We start from the raw sequence: 17,535 nt of genomic DNA on the forward strand, positions 1-17,535 counted from the left end.
TTATTCTCCTACTGTGGTCATTTGCTTTTGCAACACTTCATCATCCGTACCTAGGACCACAACGACGGCTGCCACACCCATAAACTCATCATCTGCCACGACTAAGCTCGCCTTATCAGTTGTCAGCAATTTAACATTGGAAACAATAGAGGTTGACGCTAAAGCTGCTTTGCTTCGAATATCGACTCGCTGCTGATTGGAAGCACCCTCAACTACGACAGCGCAGCGCAACCCCTTCCATGTTACCGATTGAATAGTAACCAAGTTCGTCGACCCAATTTCTCCGCCACAGTCCAGTTGTATAACGGGCACAAGACACTCTTGTAGGCTGATGCCCCCGTGGGCATACTCCACGCCAGCAGTAAAACAAGAGACGCCAGGCGCATACGCCACCTGCACATCATGGCACCAGTCCCAACCAAAAGTGAGTGAGGTGCCATGCGCGCTGTCCTTCAGAACTGCACATCGGCCCCATCGTGTTTCGACCTGGTGCTTGGCTAGCTCGGACTTAGGAAAACCACCGGGCATCAATAACCAGCCATGATCTGTCACGATGCGAATACGCTTCCAGCCCGCCTCGAGAAGTTCGCTGACGCGCTCGACGACTAGATTGAGTTGGTTATCGAGATCACGTGCCAACCGAATCCCATGCTCATGTCCATAATGATCCAAATCAGCGGCCTCGGTCCAGGCTTGGCCTTGTGGATCACCTATCTGATGTTTGTCCAAAGGCTGAATATCGTGTTCACCCAACAGCTTTCGGAAATTGTAGCCGGATAGCGGTTTGCCGTCCGCAGCAACCCTAGGCTCGAATTCCATATCCTCGACCGAACCAGCAATGTGTTCAGCCACGGGTGAGCACCACGCTTTTCCGGATGCAGTGACTGAAGGCAGGCTAGTCCAACGTGCCGAGAGATGAACATCACCGAAGACCGAAAGTCGCTGCTTAAGCATTGTAGCTGCGTCGTAGCGCAAGCCATCCACGAAAACCGTACACGTTCCAGAAGAAAGTTTATCTGCCTGAATCGAGGGTAGACCACCCATAGTCTTGGCGGCTTCCTGCAGTCTGTGAGCCGTTTCCTCTATCCAGGGCAGGTACATGGCTCGCAGCGCTCCGCCGACCGCATCCAGATCCGCCTTAGTATGGACACTCGCCAGCGCTCGCATCGCTGCCAGATCAACCTGCCAACCTGAAAGTTCGTAACTATTGGCAAGCTCGATGGGTGTTTGGCCAATCGGTAAGCTAGCGCTACGCTGGGCTACCTCGGCCAGATATTCCAGTGCGGTTACTAATGGAGAACGCCCCATTCTTATCCACAGCCAAGTACGGCGCAAGCCGTGCTCCTCTTCGGCCGCAAGCACGGCGGCACGTGCCTGAGGTGCATCCATAGCAGCACACGCCGATAAGGCATATCGCAAAGAGGCTTCGCTTTGCTCATTGACTTGGGGATACCCCGCCAATTCATCATAATCTGGGAATAAATCAATATGGGGTGCTGGTAGCTTCGCGAGTAAATCAAACACATTCGGAAAGCTAGTGTATGAATCCCGATACAGCTCGGCTACGGCCGACCATTTGCCTTTACTTTTAGCGAGGTGCTCTGCAGCAGCAAGAAGCCCGTCGGCGACAGGGTCGAAACCGAAATCGGACTTGCAGCGCTTGACGAATACAGCCCATAAAACATCACCCCATTGGCTGCGCGTGGCTTCCGGTTCATTCATCCACAGCAGCAAGTCACGGTTGGGATTGGGTAGCAGCAAACTGAGCAGCCATTCGGCATTGATGACACGTTTTTTGAGATCATCCGTGTTGCATTCCAACAGCACACCGGCTTGCAATGCCTGCAACAGTGCTTCCTGGGTTGCCTTATCCTGAGCGACATTAAGGCCTAGTCCGCCATTTTTCGATGCCAAAAAGGCACTCACTGTCCAATCTTTGGTGCTTGCCTGGCTCCAAAAAACTCCCCGATATTGCAATTCCGCTAAAGGTTGCAGGTCGCGCGGACAGCTTTCAATTGCACGCAATTCCGCTCGGCTGACACCGGGCAGATAGATCACAGGCACACCATCAAACTGAACCTCTGGCAGAAGGCCAGCAATCGCACACTTAAGCCAAATGGCTGGTCCACTGCGTCGCTCGGGGGCGTAAGGGCCAAATACAAATAATCCAGGCATTAAAGCAAGTAGGGCCGGCAAGGCGGATTGCCACTGACTTTCCTTATCCGGCCACAAAATGGCAGCAACCGGTGAAGACGTTTGAGAGTTGCCTTTCCCACAAGCGCCCACTGCAGCTTGGAGCGCATCCCCCAGTGACTGACTGCTATTCTTCATAATAGCCCCTGGCGCTGAGCCTCATACCAAACGAATGGTGATAGTTCTTTAAGCGTTTGAGCGTCTTTGTGGCGCAAGTATTGGTTGTAATGACGCTGACGCATCCGGTTATGCTCCGGGCTATCGAGTTTCAATCGCTTAATGGTTTTGCGTGCGAGTGCAGCTGCAGGTTTATCGAGATTTCGGTTAGCTGAAATTTCGCCGCTAACGAGGTTCAAAACGAAGGTGTCCGCCGCCAAGCCAATAGGGTCCAGCACATCGTCGTACTTGTTTTTATTCCGATTGGGCCCGAGGCAAGACAATCGGTAATTTGACCACTCATAAGCCTGACCGGCATCCCTGGATTTGGCTACAAAATGATCAGTCGAACTAGCACCCGTTACCCACTCGAAATAGATCGCTAAATAAGCGCAGACACCATCATAAGCCTCCCACAGCGATTTATTGGAATGGCTCCAATAGGCGGGAATCTTTACTTTCTTTGGCAAAGGCCCGTTCGTGGCGATGCCCTGCGTAGCTAGCCAATCCAATCCCGGTTGTCTTACCTTCGCATCAAAGTCCGCAGGCTCCGCCTGCAAAGTGACAGTCATCATTCCAACCACCCCTTTCTCTTGCAGACATAGCGCCAATTAAACAAAAAGTCATCGGTAGGGCTCAATGCTTCAACGAGTCGCTCATGCATGGTCTTGATCTTCTTCAGGTCTGGGTCGTTCGTTTCGAGTAATGCCGCGGCTTTTTTGACCAATGCTTCGTATTCGATGGGGCGTCCGCTGGGTAAATCGAAGGCTTCACTCATCAGCCAGCCTTCGGCATCGCCACGCTTTTCGAACGATCGCCGCCTCAAAACTACACGCTTGCGTTCCAAATCCAGATCAAACCAAGCGTCCAATTCAGAATCAAACGAAGGTTCCGCCGAGGCCATGACCAGCGGCGAATGGGTTGCGGCAATCAGTTGCAATTCCGCATTCTTTTGTTTTACGAGGGTTTTGGCGACAGCCAGCAATGCCGGGATGATTTTGCGTTGCCATTGCGGATGCAGGTGAGATTCGACTTCATCAATTAGCAACACCAGTTGCCGAGTCGGCTCTTCTTTGAGAAATTTAGCCGCCTTGCAATGCTCTTCCCAGGCCCAAACAAGGACATAAGCTAAGGAAAGGATTCTGCGAATACCGGCCGATGCATGCAGCACAGGCACATCCTGGCCATACGGCATACGAAGTGTCGGAATATCTCTGGCGTCATCCAGACTGATCCGCGTAAGCTCGCCGGGGACCAGTTGTTCTCTATCAGAGGGCGAAAGGGCTGCAAGAACGCTGTTCAGTGTTATATACGCAGCACTTTTTTCCTTCTGCCAACCGGCCCAATCCATCACTAAGCCCAAACAGAGGCGCTTGCCATCGCTGTCTTCCAAACCATCCCACACTTCGGAAGGATTGAAGACATAAGCAGGCACCCGGTCTTGCACATCCACGTCGTTCTGGGTCCGCCAATAATTGCGTGCAGGGTCCCAAACTGCAAAACTCCCGTCCGACATGGCATAGAAGACCAACCCCGGATTTGCTGGGCGACCAGGCCTGCCAGTCCACGCTTGTTCGCGAGGGCGGTACTCGCTGGCGTAATCCTCAGTCTTCACTTTACTGGTGAAAGAGAATCCAATGGTTGCTGGCCCTTCTTTGGCGGGTAACGCGCAACGTCCTGCTGTAAGGCGTGGGTTGACCTCGCCCGGCCAGCGGCGCGTCATCGCCCACCAGGCAATGTCCAGTAAAAAACTTTTCCCCAAGCCGTTATCACCCGTCACGAGATTGAGTCGTGGTGCCAACTCAAGTTCTAGTTCGGATGCTGGCCCAACATTTCTTAATTGCAGATGTCTTAGCATTATGAAACCTCCCTTGCTGCCTTCTTCTCGGCCACCGTCAGGTGGTGGTCATTGATGCGGTCACCGCCAAACTTCTTGAACCACGGCGCGCTTTCCACATCCTTGCCGCGGTCCTTGTCCCAAGTGATGTTGAGCTTGGGCTTCTTGTTGTGGCGCAGGACCTCGGCGGTCATGAAGGGGCGGATATTTAGGCGCACACCGTCGTTGAGGTCGGGATTCCAGCCGATAGGTTGCTCGGCCAGAGCCTTCCAGCGTACAAAGATGTCGTAGGGTGGCTCGCCTTCCAGGATGAGTTCCAGGCGGCGTTTCAGGTCCTGGGCGGCTGCCAAGCGGGTTTGGGCGCCGTCGATACCATCGCGCACACCGGTCTCCTGCTGGCGAATCCAGTCGCCCAGGTAGGTGTGGATGAGGCGCTCCAGGTTCTTGGCGTCGAGCTTGTGGTAGTTCACCAGCGCGGCAAAGCCGTCTTTCTGGCCGTCCCACACATGCCAGATGAAGGGGCGGTGGTGAAAGCGCTTGGCGTGCTGTTCGAAGAACTTGTCGCGCAGCCAGACGTCTAGTCCCTTGCCGGCGCAGTCGGCATCGGCCAACAGCTTGTCGAGTACGGCGGGCTTCCAGCTACCGGGCTGCACGGTCTCCCAAGCAGCAATCAGCAGCTTGAGTAGACGGTCGTGCGCAGCCGGCTCACCGCGCACCGATGGCAGGCAGACGATGCCATCGTCGTCGGTGTGTTCGGCCAGCTTGTCGCAGTGGGCAATCCAGGTACGGGCCTCATCAGCCAGTTCCATTGATGCATCGGTCTCGGCTGGCCAGCGGTAGCAGGCAAGGCGGGCGACGGCTACTTGCAGTGGGTCGGAAGCGGGCAGCGGGTGGCCGTGAAATAACCATTGAGTCGAGTCGTCGGAGTAGGGATGGGGCAGGCCGTTGGGATACCGCTCCGCCGCAGCCTGTTGCCAGCGAACGAGGTCAAAGGGGACCTTTGTAACTGCACTTCGGACGTTCAGCTTTTGGTCCACCTTTCGGACAAGCTCTTCGAATTCATTGCTTCTGCAAAAGGCGAAAATGGCTTCGAGCTTTTCTTCTGAGTCAGGAACCAACACAAGAAGGCTGTCATTCCACAGTTCTCCTGAATATAGGCAGGTGTTAATTTTTCCGGTGGCACTAATCGCCACGCCGCTCTTCCTCAAGTGCTCAGTACCACGAACCCATGCTTTCTGACCGCCATCGCCAAGGCGTTCAGTCACATATTTCCAGTAGGCGCCGTTACCGCTTTCCCAGCGAAATACTGAGTCAAGCCCGTCAAATTCAGTGCTAGCAGACACTGGAGTCTGCATGTACGACCAAATTTGGCTATCGAGCACCTCCCAGAATTGAGCGGTGAACCGTGACGAGTCGCCCGCTTGAATCCCATTCGAATAGGCGACGTGCGAAGACAAGAGCCCTTCACTATCCAGAGAATTCAATGCCACTACAGCATCTGGATTGCGGATTTGCCTGGCTTGGCTCACCGACAAAAGTGGTCCTGACTTTATGTGCTCAGATTTCTCCTGCACCGTCTTGGGTGCGCTGGCATCAATCCCCCGGATTTGAAATCCCTCAGCAGCAGGGTGAGAGTGGCGAGTGACAGTTAGCAACTGAACATTAAAGTCCCACATAGGAGTTTGGAACCCCTTCGGACCAAGCAGAGCGACAAAACTAAAGCGGATGCGTGACAATAGCGATTCACGTTGCTTCTTATAGGTGGTTAGGAAAAGCCAGTTCTGCGGCATCACGATTTGCACCACTCCCGCGCCTTGAGTGCCCTTCGGCTTTCGGGCCAATTCCAGGCAGCGTTCCAGAAATACGTTGGCCAAGTCGTTTTTGGCTTCGGAGTAGTGGGCAGCACAGTAGTCCTTGAGCACCTCGTCCTGCTTGCTGCGCGCCAGATATGGCACATTCGTCACCACCAGGTGATAGCGTCCATCTAGCAGCTTGGCCGCATCCAGCAAGCCCTTGGCGGTTAGAGCCAAGTCCCAGCTGTCGTCCTGCAATTCGCTAGCCTGCCCCCATACCGTAGCCGGTTGCTCGGTGGACAAGGCGCGCTCCAGCAGGTCGCGCAGCGTGTCAAAACTTGATGTGGCTAAGTCGTTCTTCAGGGCGCGCGCAGGGTCCAACAGGCTGCCCAGCAGCGGCGCCTGGGCAAAGCTGGCGTGCAGCAGTTGCAGTTCCTGCCGTACGAAGGCGGCGTTGGACCAGTCGTCCGGCACTAAGGCCATCCAGTCCTCAGGCTTGGCCGCCACCTTCAATCCGCAACAGGCAATTTGCGGTGCGGGCATGTCGGACCGTACACCCAGCGGGTCGCCGTTCTCGTCCGGGAAGCGCCAAGCCGCGAGCGCCAGCGCGAAAACAGCGATTTCCACGCAGCGGGTGTCCAGCTCTAGCCCGTGTAGGTTGTCGGCCAGCACGGCATCCACCGCATCCATCGCGCTCAGGCCCTCGGTAGCCATGCGCATCGGCACAAGCAGCAGGAAGGCCGCTACCAGGAAGTGGCCCGAGCCGCAGCAGGGGTCGAGCAGTTTGAAGTCTTCCAGCCGGTCGGGCCAGCCTTCGAACTTACCGGCGGCGGGGATAGCCCTCACCCCCGCCCCCTCTCCCTCGGGGAGAGGGGAGTCGATGGTGCGCAGGTAGGTCAGCGGCACGGGGCAGGTCTGGCCGGGGTGGCGCGTCACCCACCAGGCGCCCAGCGAGTTGTGGAGCAGGAAGTCCACCATGTACGGCTCGGTGAAGAGCTGGGTGACGGCGGGTAACTCATCTGCACCAATCTTCACTTCCGAGGCGTTGACTTCGTCCTTGCGCTTAGCCTGCCAGAACTGGTAAACCCAGCCAAGGCTGTCGCTGGCCTTGAACACCTCGAGCGGCAAGCCGGCCAGCAGACGCTCCAACTCGCGCTGGTGCTCGGGCGCGAAGGCCACCTCGAACACAGGGCTCTGCGGCTTGAATACCTGCGGCAACATGCGGGCGGCCAGCTTGCCGGCGAGCTCCCACTGGGTCTTGGCACCCAGGTTCATCAACGGGTCGGTTTCTTGCACTAGGGCCTCACAGTCGTCCAGCGAGACGGCAGCACCCGGTTCCCACAACAGCAGACCATTCTCAGCCAGGAAGCGGGCAAACAGCATGCGGTGCCAGTGCTCGTAGGCTACTTCCCAGACCAGGTGCTGCAGACCCTGGGTATCGTCCTTCGCCTTTGTGTCTCCTAAAGCGCGGCCATGAGCACGCAGCCGGCGGCGCAAAGCCTTGAGTTCGTCTGAAAGGTAGTCGGGGGCCTTGGGGTCACCGACACCAATCCGTGTCAAGGCCCCGTGAGCAGCTTTCTCAGCGATCTCGCGGGCGGCTTTGACGGTATTTTCCAGCTGGGTGCGTAGGGGTTTGGCGAGTGGTTGATTATTCATGGCACTCATAACGCTATCGGTCCCTGTTTTAATTTGTCATTCAGTAAAGCTTCAACTTCCAACAGCCAAGCCTTGAGTTCGGCTTCATCGTTTAGGGTGCGTTTAGGCAGTGCTACATGAACCACATTGGGTTTGAGCAACTGGATAGCCGCATGTCTGGCAGCCTCGAAGCGGTTGGGTAGTGCTTGGGTTTTGGACACCCAATGATCCAGGTCGCAGTCGTCTAGGGCGTCCTGCAACTGCTCGGGTGTGCCGATCTCCAACGCTCCTGAACTCTTTAGGTTGTGCTTGGCGATGAGTTCAGCTTGTTGTGGTTCAGTTAACTTGTTCCAATCGGCATCAGCTTGGAGTAGCGCTTGCTGTTGATCGAAAGTTTGCTGGAAGGCAGCCAGTTTGGCGTTCAGTGCCTGGCGCAATAAGTCAACCGTCTTGTCCAACAAAGGCCGAACCGGATCTGGGTCGGCCAGCAGGCTGCGCTGCGCTTCGATGGCATCTACCTCGGCCTTCAGCGCAGCATAGGGGCCTAGCGCCTTCGCGTGCCTGAGCAGTTCATTGAGTTTGCGCCACGCAGGCAAGCGTTTGGCGATGTCGTCGGCTGTTTTGATCCAGGCCTTGGAAAGACCGACCAATTCGTCGCAGCGATTGAACAACTCCAACAGTTGGGCGTTGCCGGTTTGGGCCTCGATGGCTTCAATGACTGTCAGCTTCGGGGCCTCTGGTGCCGGAGTTTGGCCGCCGGCCTTGGCGGCCTGCTCCCGCAACTTGGCGAGCAGTGCTGGCACCTTGATCAGTTCTTCTTTGGGTTGGCAAGGCACGCCAACAGCACTGAACAGCGAGCGAATCTTGATGAACTGAGGTGGTGTGATGGAGATGCTTTCGCGCTGGAAACTCCATTGCGTGAATTTGTTGCCATCAAAGGCCTTCACTTCAATTGCCTTGCAAGTCGCATCCTGAGCCTTGATATGACTACTTGCCCAGAGTGCGCACACCGCGCCCTGAATAGCATCTCTTGGCCAGCCGAACGGCGGCGCCTCGAACTGCTCCCGAATCTCAGCACCCTTCTTGCCGGGGCCAATGAAAGCCAGCAACTTCTGGCAAACGGGATGTTTGTCGGCCTCCTGGGTATGCCCCACGGCTTTCATTGCTTCCAGGTTGCCCTTGCGCGCTTCGTCGAGTACCTTACTCCAGTGGTCGTGATCGGCCGCATCGAACTGGTGGTACAAACGAATGGCGGACGACTTTGCTGCGCGGTTGATGCGATCGGCCAGGTCGTTGCCATCGACTGCTTCCTGTCCACCGGCCTGGAATACCCGCACACCGGCGAAGAGTTGGTCGAGCAGTTCGACCAATTCCTTCTCAGCAGTGCGTTGCCGGCTTTCCATAGAACGCTGAGCGTCGCGGCCTTCTTCGGTAGAAGGACTGCCCTTCTTTTGCAGTGTGGTGCGTGCCGCTTCCAGCGCCACGATGGCGTTAGTCAGCTCAGTTTTGTGCTGGGCTGGCAAGAACACGAAGAGTGTGGGGTTATCGGTACTCTTGGCCTTAGCTTCAGCGATGACCGATTTCTCTTCGGTCTGCCAGCCATCCTGAATCCACAGGTAAAGGTTCTTATCGTTGTCCTTTGGCAGATTGTCGTCATAGGTGGGCGTTAAACGGCGTTCGACATTGTCCTTGCCTTGTACGACGCGGACCTTTTTTAACACCTCACCGAAACGAGACTTGAGCAAGTCGGCACGTTTTTGCTCTACTCGCTGAGGGGCAGCCTTGAGTTCGGCCTCTTGCGCCCGGAATTCGTCGTACCAAGCACTGGACTCACGCGTCTGGAGGCGATACTCGGTGCCGCTGCTGCCTGCAAGGGCCATCACGAGGCGGTCTTTGTTCTGTAACTCGTCGAGCAAATCGGGCAACTTTTTACGCAATTCGGAGGAGCCAGCTGACAGATCGGTCACCAACAGGTCAGCCAGCGCTTCCTCGGTGGCCTTGAGGCCAATATCCATCGCGGCATCGGCTGGCAGCTTGTTGATGAGGTAAATGAGTTTGAGTAGCTTGGCCTTGAGTTGGGCACTGTCATCGCCAGCGGCAAAGCGCTGGACGTTCTCAAATACTTCCTTGGGTAGTTGAGCGGTTGAGACCAAGTTCGCCGCAATCTGATCGTAAAGAAAATCGCCAGAGACTACGTGGCCCAGGGGGGCTTCCGCCGTGGCCAATACCGCTTCATGCACGACCCGCAATTGGCTACGCAGCTGTGAAACCGTGCCAGTGGTGTCGATGGTCCTAAGCACACGCTCCCAGAAACGGCGTCGTACCGGTAACAAAGGGTAGTCCGAGGTGAGTACGTCTTCATCGTCAGTGACGTGCTCGAGCTTGGTGCCGCGCAGATGGCGCGAGATTTCGCCCAGGTTGTCCCGCCATACTTGTTCCACTTCCAGTTGAGCCGATGGCTTCTTGGCCAAGATGATTTGACGGGTGACGTTCTCGACGTCCCAGTCGCCCAGCATGACCTGCACTGGAAAACGGCCCATCAGGCGCTGCAGGTTAGGCATGCCGGATAGTGCTGATTGACCGGTACCGACGAAAAGCAACTTGCCATTAAAGTGCTTGCTAAGTGTTTCGGTGACTTCCTGAACCTGGAAGGCCTTCTCTGCATCGGTACCGATGTATTGCTGTACTTCGTCTAATACAACGAGCGTCAGCGGAAACCTGCCGTCTTCGGCAAGTGCCGTTTCGATAGTCGAAGTCATCTGTTCGCTGGTGATGTCAGTGACTTGCGGAAACTGCTCTTTCAGCAACTTGCGGGCATCAGCCTCGGTGTGCGCGAGGTCTGGCCTGATCTTTAACAGCGCCTTGGCCAGATGGCTAGACACATACATGTGCGGCAGTTCTTGGGCCAAGGAACGCCCGGCTTCGCTGAGCTCAGATTCGACCTGGTTCAGGATGTCTTCGCGTTTCAGCCACAGGACCAATTGCGCTTGGTTATACTGCTCAGGTAGCCCCTTGGACTTAAACACTATGCCCAGCAAAGCCAAGCGTACTTTATCTCCAGCTCCGGCGCCCAGCTTACCCGCGGCAGCATGCAGGGTGCCATAACGCTTACCTTGAGTGCTGAGTTCCTTAAGGTGTTCAAACACGCCGGTAGGCAATTTGGCTAAACTACGCGCGGTGGCACCGTCGGCAAATTGATAGTCGGTCCATAGCGTGCGCAGCATCTTGGCCAGATGCGACTTACCACTGCCGTAGAATCCGGAAATCCAGACACCAGGCTGTTCGGTGCCGGCATCAAGGTTCAATAGAAACTTGTCGAGGATAGTCTCCAGCCCCTTTTCGTATTGGCCGTCACAGACGAAAGTCTCCAGTTCGTGGCGGAGGATGGCTTGTGCCGCATCAGAGTGGTCTTCAGATACTTCGGCCACGCCATTGTTAACTAGACGGTTTTCCTTTGGTGGTTTGACGTAGATGTCCCTGTTCTGCATAGTCTTTATTGCCTGATTTTCGGTTGCGTTAATTTAGTCCTGAGCCATTAATGGCACGGCGAGGTAGTTCCAGCCATCGCGCGCATCTAACAGGCGGTAGCTGTGGTTTTCGGGGTGATGTTCGCCAGGGAAGAACACCAGCAAGCGGCCTTGCACGGCTTCTTTGATGCCCTCGACCACCGACGACACTCGTGCCAGACCAAAGAGTGTACCGACACCTAGCAAAGCTACGACGGTGTCTGGTCCGGCATCAGCAGTAATTCTGGCTTTCAGCTTGTTGTTGAGATCGGCAACGAATTCGGTCAATTCGCCCGTTTGATAGCCAGCTAAATCCTCGGGGGAATCGAAGTAGGCATCGCGATACTCTTGAGCAGCCATCCATTCCGGAAATGCATTGGTCACATCGAGTAGCAGCCATTGTTTGTCTGCCTGCTGAGTAACTAACGCAAACTCTTCAACGTTTGCGCGGAGGCGCAATTCGTCGGCTTTGTCGTAAACTGCAAAAATAACCCGCTGGATGGCAGCAAGACCAGCCTGCCATGGCACCGTGAGGTGTTGGCGATAGGCAGAAACCAGTTTGGTTACTTTAGACGACATGTGAGACCTCCTGACGAATTTGTTCTTCTTCGGGCCTTAGGTAGCTGGGAAATCGCAACTCTTTGACGCCACCGGCGTTCATAAAAACCAGCAAGCCGCGATGCGATGCCGTGCTGGTAAGTGATTCCAATTCGTCCTGAGAAACACTAAACAAACTCAGCCACTCGGAGGAGAAAAGTCTTTGTCCAGTACGACCTTCCAAGAAACTGAGGAATAAGAGCATTGCAATAGACTCTGGGTGAATCTGAGGTAATGAACGAAACTTACGTACTCGACCCTGCAAAAGGCCAGCCGCCGTCCAAGTGCCCGCGACGTTTTGTGCGAAGGATTTCAACGAAGCCGGACTGAAACGCTCTGGGTAGGATGTGTTAAGGAAGTTCTCCAAGTTATTTCGCGGCATGGGAGTGCCTTCGGGCTGGGCCAACACGAACGCTTGAGTGCTTCGTAGAAGAGGATCCCGGGCCAAAGCAACAGAAAGGGCTAACATGGGTTGGGCAGCTTCGTTAAGAGACCAAAGCCGACGCAGTGCGCGGAAAATAGGGTTAAGAGGTTCCAATGCATAAAGAGTCGCCATGTGCCGTAAGGCCAGTTCGCGAGACTTGCGGGTAGGCTTGCCAAGAACATTGCTATCTAAAACTGCGGCTATGTAGTCCGCGCGTGTTGCTTGCGGCTGTGTGTTAGTCATCAGCACGCGCAGGTCATCCAGCATCATGGTTCTTGCCGCATGAGGTCCGTTAATACCGAAACGAAAACCTAGTTGGGTGAGAAGCGCTTGGCGTAGTTCAGTCACGCAATTCTTGCTCTTTAATTGTATAAAGTAACATCTCTAAACGAGAATACAGGGTTTTGGAATAATCGAGCCCTGGCAAAATCTTTACCAACATTGAATATGCTCCTCGTGGTGCATTTTATTAATGGTGACCTCAGTCATCGTGCTCGGCATCGTGACCTTCTATAGTTTGTTGTTTGATCCAAGCATCGATTGCTGAACGCGAAAATCGCCATGTTCCCCCAACTTTAAAAGCGGGAATTTTCTTGGCTGCTGCAAGCCTATAAATCGTTCGTTCCGTAACCTGCAGGTATTCGGCAACCTGTTTAATGGTAAGGATCTCACCCTCGCTGGTACTTTTAGACATCGAAGTGGCCAAGATATGTCAAAGCGGAACAGAATAGTGCAAAATTTTCAAAGCATCAAATCTGAGCAGCCGCGCAACCGAACAACTCCTCAATAATTTTTGTATTTATTCAGTCCATTCAAAAATAAAGCTTGACAAGGTTTTTCGCCGAAAGGTGATTTCACTCTCGGACACCCTCCAACCTTTACCCAGTCCAATGACTTTTTCGACGTTCCCGACGGCAAATTAGGCACGAATTACGCCGCCGGGAACATTCATAACGCCTTCGGGGATGTCTCCCGCACTTTCGGGAGTCTCCCCGGAGTTCTTGGTAACCCTCCCAAAGTTCTCGGGAAGGTTACCAATCCGTTTTGGGGCTTTCCCAGCGTCAAATTAAATGCCGCTGGCGACTTCGGGAAGGTTCCCAAAGCAGCCAGCGGCATTTATTGCGCCGGATTTGGCGTATAAAAATCGGCTGTAAACGGCGATTTCGCATCGGGGAATCCCGCTATTGCCGACAGCGCCGTAAGCGGCGGCGTGTCATACACGCGGAATATATTCAAAGGTATCAACTTTTAGGTGGATTGCTTTACCTGATTTCCATGCAGGTTCGCCTAACTTGTTTTCTACTGTGCATGAGACATTTAGCCGCAGTCCGCAGGCCTTGCAGAATCCGATTTTCTCCATAGACTTATCATTCGTGTTAGGCAATTTGACGATTGCCGCGCTTCTTTTACACCAATCTCCAAACCTTATCCCACGGGAGAGTTTGCCATGCCAAAATCCGATTACTTTCCGCATTCCGACAACGATCTGCAAATTTGGCACGATCGCTTTAACGCCAATATCGCCACCCTTAAAGATATTTTGGGGTTTACCGATGAGGATTTGTCTGCCATCCATGCCGATAACGAACGCTTGCATCAAACCATATCGGCCGCAAGCGCGGCTGCGGCGGCGGCTCATAGTGCGGTCGTCGAAAAATCGAATGTAATCAACGATATTGCAAGCCATACTCGCGGTTATGCGCGCCGCGCCAAGGCGAATCCCAATTACAAGGACGCCATGGGAGCGCTGTTAGGTATTGTCGGTCCGGAAACCCATATCGATCCGGCCAGTTATAAACCCATCTTGACGGCTATCGACCAAACCGGCGGTATCGTGCAATTGAAATTTAACAAATACAAAAGCGACGGCATCAATATCTATAGTCAACGCGAAAACGACGACGGATTAGTACTGTTGGCGCGCAGCATAGTCTCGCCGTATATCGATAATCGTCCCTTGCTGGTGGCCGGCAAACCGGAGTTGCGCCGCTATACTGCCGTTCATCTACTGGGCGACAATGAAGTTGGGCAGTTTAGCGACGAATTGGTGGTGAACTGCGCGCCATAGCTTTATGGGAATAGAGCTGAAAATGGCAGCGAATATTCAAGTATGAAGAATGTATTCAATGCCGATGTCTTAATTCTACTTTGTCAGATTTTCGGTAGTGCTCGTCATTTCGGCAGGGATCGCCGAAATCCAGACCCCACGGACGGATCGACGCTTGCCATCCATGGCACTGGATGCCCGCTTCCCGGCGGGCATGACAGCGTTGTTTAAATCTAACAAAGTAGAATTAAAAAAGACCTTGAATGGCAGCGAGATATTACTTCAGTTCGGCATGATGGAAAGTCGTAAGTCGAGGCGCCGATTACGACTGAATGGTTCGTATAAGAGTTAGTGTAACTATTCAGAGGCCGTTTGGGGGGAAGGTGGTTACCAATGGCGTCAAGTTAAGCGGTTACCCTAAAAAGAGCAGTTTGGCGATGAAAAATCCCGTTCGTCCTGAGCTTGTCGAAGGGCGCGCGGGATTTTTCATTCACCCGTTTGGCGAGTGTATTGCGAGCCGTCCATGCTTCGACAGGGCTCTCCTGAGCGCAGCCGAAGGGCTCAGCACGAACGGCCCGCAATACACGCCAACTGCCCTTTTTAGGGTTACAGTCAATGTTAACCGGTGGCTGAGCGGAGCCGAAGCCAGCGATTTCGCTTCGGCTCCGCTCAGCGAACGGCATAGCTGACATCAAGGTGTTCCCCCCCCCCGTTCCGTCGGGAGAGGGCGTTTTTACTTCGCGCTGAATAGTTACGAGTTATTTTTCTTCGCGCCCGCCCTCGACGGCCGTTGAATTGCTTGATGCTGACAAGGGCTAGCTAAGGCGTTTCAAGCCTCGAACGGGTGTTCCAGTACGATGGTTTCGTTACGGTCGGGACCGGTGGACAGAATGGTCACTTTTACGCCGACCAGTTCTTCGATGCGAGCGATATACGCTTTGGCGTTGGCCGGCAATTGCTCGTATTCGGTAATGCCGGCGGTACTACCGCTCCAACCCGGCATTTCTTCGACCACCGCCTCGCAGACCGCGTATTGATCGGCACCGAGCGGCGCGGTGTCGGTGACGACGCCGTCGATTTTGTATGCGGTACAGATACCGATTTTGTCCAGGCCGTCCAGCACGTCCAATTTGGTCAAACAAATGCCGGTCAGACTGTTCAATTGCGCGGATTTGCGCATCGACACCGCGTCGAACCAACCGCAACGACGCTTGCGGCCGGTGGTCGCGCCGAATTCGTGGCCTTTGACGCCCAAGTGCTCGCCGTAGCTATCCAACAATTCGGTCGGAAACGGGCCGTTGCCGACCCGGGTAGAGTAGGCCTTGGTGATCCCCAACACATAATCCAGCGCCAATGGACCGACGCCGCTGCCGGTGGCCGCGCCGCCGGCGGTGGTGTTGGAGGACGTGACGTAGGGATAAGTACCGTGGTCGATGTCCAACAATGCGCCCTGCGCGCCTTCGAACAATACGTTGTGGCCTTGGGCTTGGTGGGCGTAGAGCGCCTCGCCGACATCAGTCAGCATCGGCTTGATCACTTCACCCAGACTTAGGGTGTCCGCCAACAGCGTGTCATAATCGACCGGCTCGGCACCGTAATATTGAACCAGCATGAAATTATGGAAATCCACCAGTTCCTTCAGACGCGCGGCGAATTCATCGCTATTGCGTAAATCGCCGGCCCGCAGACCGCGCCGCGCCACCTTATCTTCGTAAGCCGGGCCGATGCCGCGACCGGTGGTGCCGATGGCTTTATCGCCCCTGGCCTTTTCGCGAGCTTGGTCGATTGCCACATGGATAGGCAAAATCAATGCGCAGGCCTCGCTGATTTGCAGCCGGTTCTTCACCGGGATCCCGGACTTTTCCAGAATTTCGATTTCCTTTAGCAAGGCTTCCATGCTGAGCACGACACCATTGCCGATCAAACACTGCACGCCTTCCCGCAACACGCCCGACGGGATCAGATGCAGCACGGTTTTTTCGCCGTTGATCACCAAGGTGTGGCCGGCGTTATGTCCGCCCTGAAACCGAACGACGGCGGCGGCCTGCTCGGTCAACAGATCGACCAGTTTACCCTTACCTTCATCGCCCCACTGCGTACCGATGACAACAACATTTTTTCCCATAACTTTTTCTAACCTTAAGCCAATGATTTAACGACCCAGCGCTGAGCCTGCTTTTCTAAAATCGCGTTGCAACCCATGTCTTCGGCGGCGCCCTGCTGACCCGGCAATTGCTGAATTACCTGAACGCCGGATGCCCGCAAATCGCGAACGGTCTCGCGCAGATCGGCATCCTCGCAATAGGGCGCGAAGACTGTCCGCACCGGCGCATCGGCGCTGACGTCGTAAAACGTCGCCAGTACCTTCAAATCGGCACTAAAACCGGTCGCCGCCCGCGCCCGGCCGAACACTTGACCGACGTTGTCGTAGCGTCCGCCGCGAGCAATTTCTCGTCCCAACGACGGCACGAAAGCGGCGAATACGATGCCGGTATGGTAATGGTAGCCGCGCAGTTCGGCCAAATCGAAACTGAGCGACAGGGCTGAGTAATCGCGACGCAACCGGTCGGCAATCCCGCGCAAATCGGCCAGTGCCGCCGCCAAAATGCCGTTGGCGTCGATACCGGCCAGCAATTTCGCGGCTTGATCGAGCACATCCTGACCACCGTTCAGTTTAGGCAGCGCGTTAAAAATGGTTTTAAATCCGTCGCCGACCGGAAAGCGTTCGACCAATTCGACCAACTCCGCGCCAGCCTTGCGTTGCAATACGTCGAACAACTCGGCTTCTTGCGCCACATTCAAGCCGGCCAGTTCGACCAAGCCCCGGTATATCGAAACGTGGCCCAAATCCAAATGCACGTTTTGGATGCCGCTGATCGCCAACATCTCCAACATCAACTGTATGGCTTCGTAGTCGCTCTCGAGTCCGGAGTGGCCGTACAATTCCGCGCCAATTTGCATCGGGCTGCGGCTCTTTTCGAGCGGATCGCCCACCGCATGCAATACGGTACCGGCGTAGCACAGCCGGTTCGGCCACGGATGTTGCAAATGGTGAGCGTCAATTCGGGCGACCTGGGGCGTCATATCGGCCCTTACTCCGAGCGTCTCGCCGCTAAGCGGATCCGTCAGCTTAAAGGTCTGCGACTCCAGATCGTGGGCCGAACCGGTGAGCAAGGAGCGGAGAAAATCCACGAACGGCGGGATCACCAAGCGATACCCCCACGCGGCGAAGGTCTCGAGCAACTTGGCTCTCAGCCTCTCCAGATGCTCGGCCCGCTCCGGCAATACTTCGCCGATGCCCTCGGGCAGCAGCCAGGTGTCTTTGTTTTGCATGTCGTCTATTCCAG

The 17,535-nt window shown here is 55.0% G+C and carries 11 protein-coding genes; 1 reads left to right on the top strand and 10 read right to left on the bottom strand.

Annotation, left to right across the window (positions count from 1 at the left end; genetic code table 11):
- The 8 genes from pglZ to BJL95_RS17225 form a co-directional block, all read right to left on the bottom strand.
- Complete coding sequence (gene pglZ / locus BJL95_RS17190; RefSeq protein ID WP_071159668.1) at positions 1-2,331, bottom strand: BREX-1 system phosphatase PglZ type B; 2,331 nt, start codon at positions 2,329-2,331, stop codon at positions 1-3.
- A complete protein-coding gene (locus BJL95_RS17195; protein ID WP_071159670.1) occupies positions 2,328-2,924 on the bottom strand; it encodes a hypothetical protein in 597 nt (198 codons plus the stop codon). Before BJL95_RS17195 ends, pglZ begins: the two co-directional genes overlap by 4 nt.
- Positions 2,921-4,207: an AAA family ATPase gene (locus tag BJL95_RS17200; RefSeq protein ID WP_071159672.1), complete on the bottom strand. Its 1,287-nt coding sequence runs from the start codon at positions 4,205-4,207 to the stop codon at positions 2,921-2,923. Before BJL95_RS17200 ends, BJL95_RS17195 begins: the two co-directional genes overlap by 4 nt.
- Entirely contained in the window at positions 4,207-7,644 is a 3,438-nt protein-coding gene (locus BJL95_RS17205) for a DNA methyltransferase (protein ID WP_083386125.1), read from the bottom strand. Before BJL95_RS17205 ends, BJL95_RS17200 begins: the two co-directional genes overlap by 1 nt.
- Complete coding sequence (gene brxC / locus BJL95_RS17210; protein ID WP_071159674.1) at positions 7,641-11,102, bottom strand: BREX system P-loop protein BrxC; 3,462 nt, start codon at positions 11,100-11,102, stop codon at positions 7,641-7,643. Before brxC ends, BJL95_RS17205 begins: the two co-directional genes overlap by 4 nt.
- 33 nt (positions 11,103-11,135) lie before the next feature.
- Positions 11,136-11,699 (bottom strand): BREX protein BrxB domain-containing protein, encoded by a 564-nt coding sequence (locus tag BJL95_RS17215; protein ID WP_071159676.1) that lies wholly within the window; start codon positions 11,697-11,699, stop codon positions 11,136-11,138.
- On the bottom strand, positions 11,689-12,489 hold the full coding sequence (locus BJL95_RS17220) for a hypothetical protein (RefSeq protein WP_071159678.1): 801 nt from the start codon (positions 12,487-12,489) through the stop codon (positions 11,689-11,691). The genes BJL95_RS17215 and BJL95_RS17220 overlap by 11 nt, the downstream gene beginning before the upstream one ends.
- A 133-nt stretch (positions 12,490-12,622) precedes the next feature.
- A complete protein-coding gene (locus BJL95_RS17225; protein WP_071159680.1) occupies positions 12,623-12,835 on the bottom strand; it encodes a helix-turn-helix domain-containing protein in 213 nt (70 codons plus the stop codon).
- A gap of 753 nt (positions 12,836-13,588) precedes the next feature.
- Between BJL95_RS17225 and BJL95_RS17230 the strand changes: the two genes are divergently transcribed.
- Entirely contained in the window at positions 13,589-14,209 is a 621-nt protein-coding gene (locus BJL95_RS17230) for a hypothetical protein (RefSeq protein ID WP_071159682.1), read from the top strand.
- Between the two features lie 808 nt (positions 14,210-15,017).
- Here BJL95_RS17230 and BJL95_RS17240 read toward each other — a convergent pair.
- Both BJL95_RS17240 and BJL95_RS17245 read right to left on the bottom strand, forming a co-directional pair.
- A complete protein-coding gene (locus BJL95_RS17240; RefSeq protein WP_071159686.1) occupies positions 15,018-16,313 on the bottom strand; it encodes an adenylosuccinate synthase in 1,296 nt (431 codons plus the stop codon).
- Between the two features lie 14 nt (positions 16,314-16,327).
- Positions 16,328-17,521, bottom strand: coding sequence for an ATP phosphoribosyltransferase regulatory subunit (locus tag BJL95_RS17245; protein WP_071159688.1), 1,194 nt, complete (start codon positions 17,519-17,521; stop codon positions 16,328-16,330).
- Between the last annotated feature and the right edge of the window lie 14 nt (positions 17,522-17,535).

The organism is Methylomonas sp. LWB (assembly GCF_001856095.1).
Lineage (GTDB): Bacteria > Pseudomonadota > Gammaproteobacteria > Methylococcales > Methylomonadaceae > Methylomonas > Methylomonas koyamae_A.

Bases quoted from the DNA above. Each gene is read 5' to 3' on its own strand.
- pglZ (WP_071159668.1), bottom strand. From the start codon at position 2,331: ATGAAGAATAGCAGTCAGTCACTGGGGGATGCGCTCCAAGCTGCAGTG.
- BJL95_RS17195 (WP_071159670.1), bottom strand. From the start codon at position 2,924: ATGATGACTGTCACTTTGCAGGCGGAGCCTGCGGACTTTGATGCGAAG.
- BJL95_RS17200 (WP_071159672.1), bottom strand. From the start codon at position 4,207: ATGCTAAGACATCTGCAATTAAGAAATGTTGGGCCAGCATCCGAACTA.
- BJL95_RS17205 (WP_083386125.1), bottom strand. From the start codon at position 7,644: ATGAGTGCCATGAATAATCAACCACTCGCCAAACCCCTACGCACCCAG.
- brxC (WP_071159674.1), bottom strand. From the start codon at position 11,102: ATGCAGAACAGGGACATCTACGTCAAACCACCAAAGGAAAACCGTCTA.
- BJL95_RS17215 (WP_071159676.1), bottom strand. From the start codon at position 11,699: ATGTCGTCTAAAGTAACCAAACTGGTTTCTGCCTATCGCCAACACCTC.
- BJL95_RS17225 (WP_071159680.1), bottom strand. From the start codon at position 12,835: ATGTCTAAAAGTACCAGCGAGGGTGAGATCCTTACCATTAAACAGGTT.
- BJL95_RS17230 (WP_071159682.1), top strand. From the start codon at position 13,589: ATGCCAAAATCCGATTACTTTCCGCATTCCGACAACGATCTGCAAATT.
- BJL95_RS17240 (WP_071159686.1), bottom strand. From the start codon at position 16,313: ATGGGAAAAAATGTTGTTGTCATCGGTACGCAGTGGGGCGATGAAGGT.
- BJL95_RS17245 (WP_071159688.1), bottom strand. From the start codon at position 17,521: ATGCAAAACAAAGACACCTGGCTGCTGCCCGAGGGCATCGGCGAAGTA.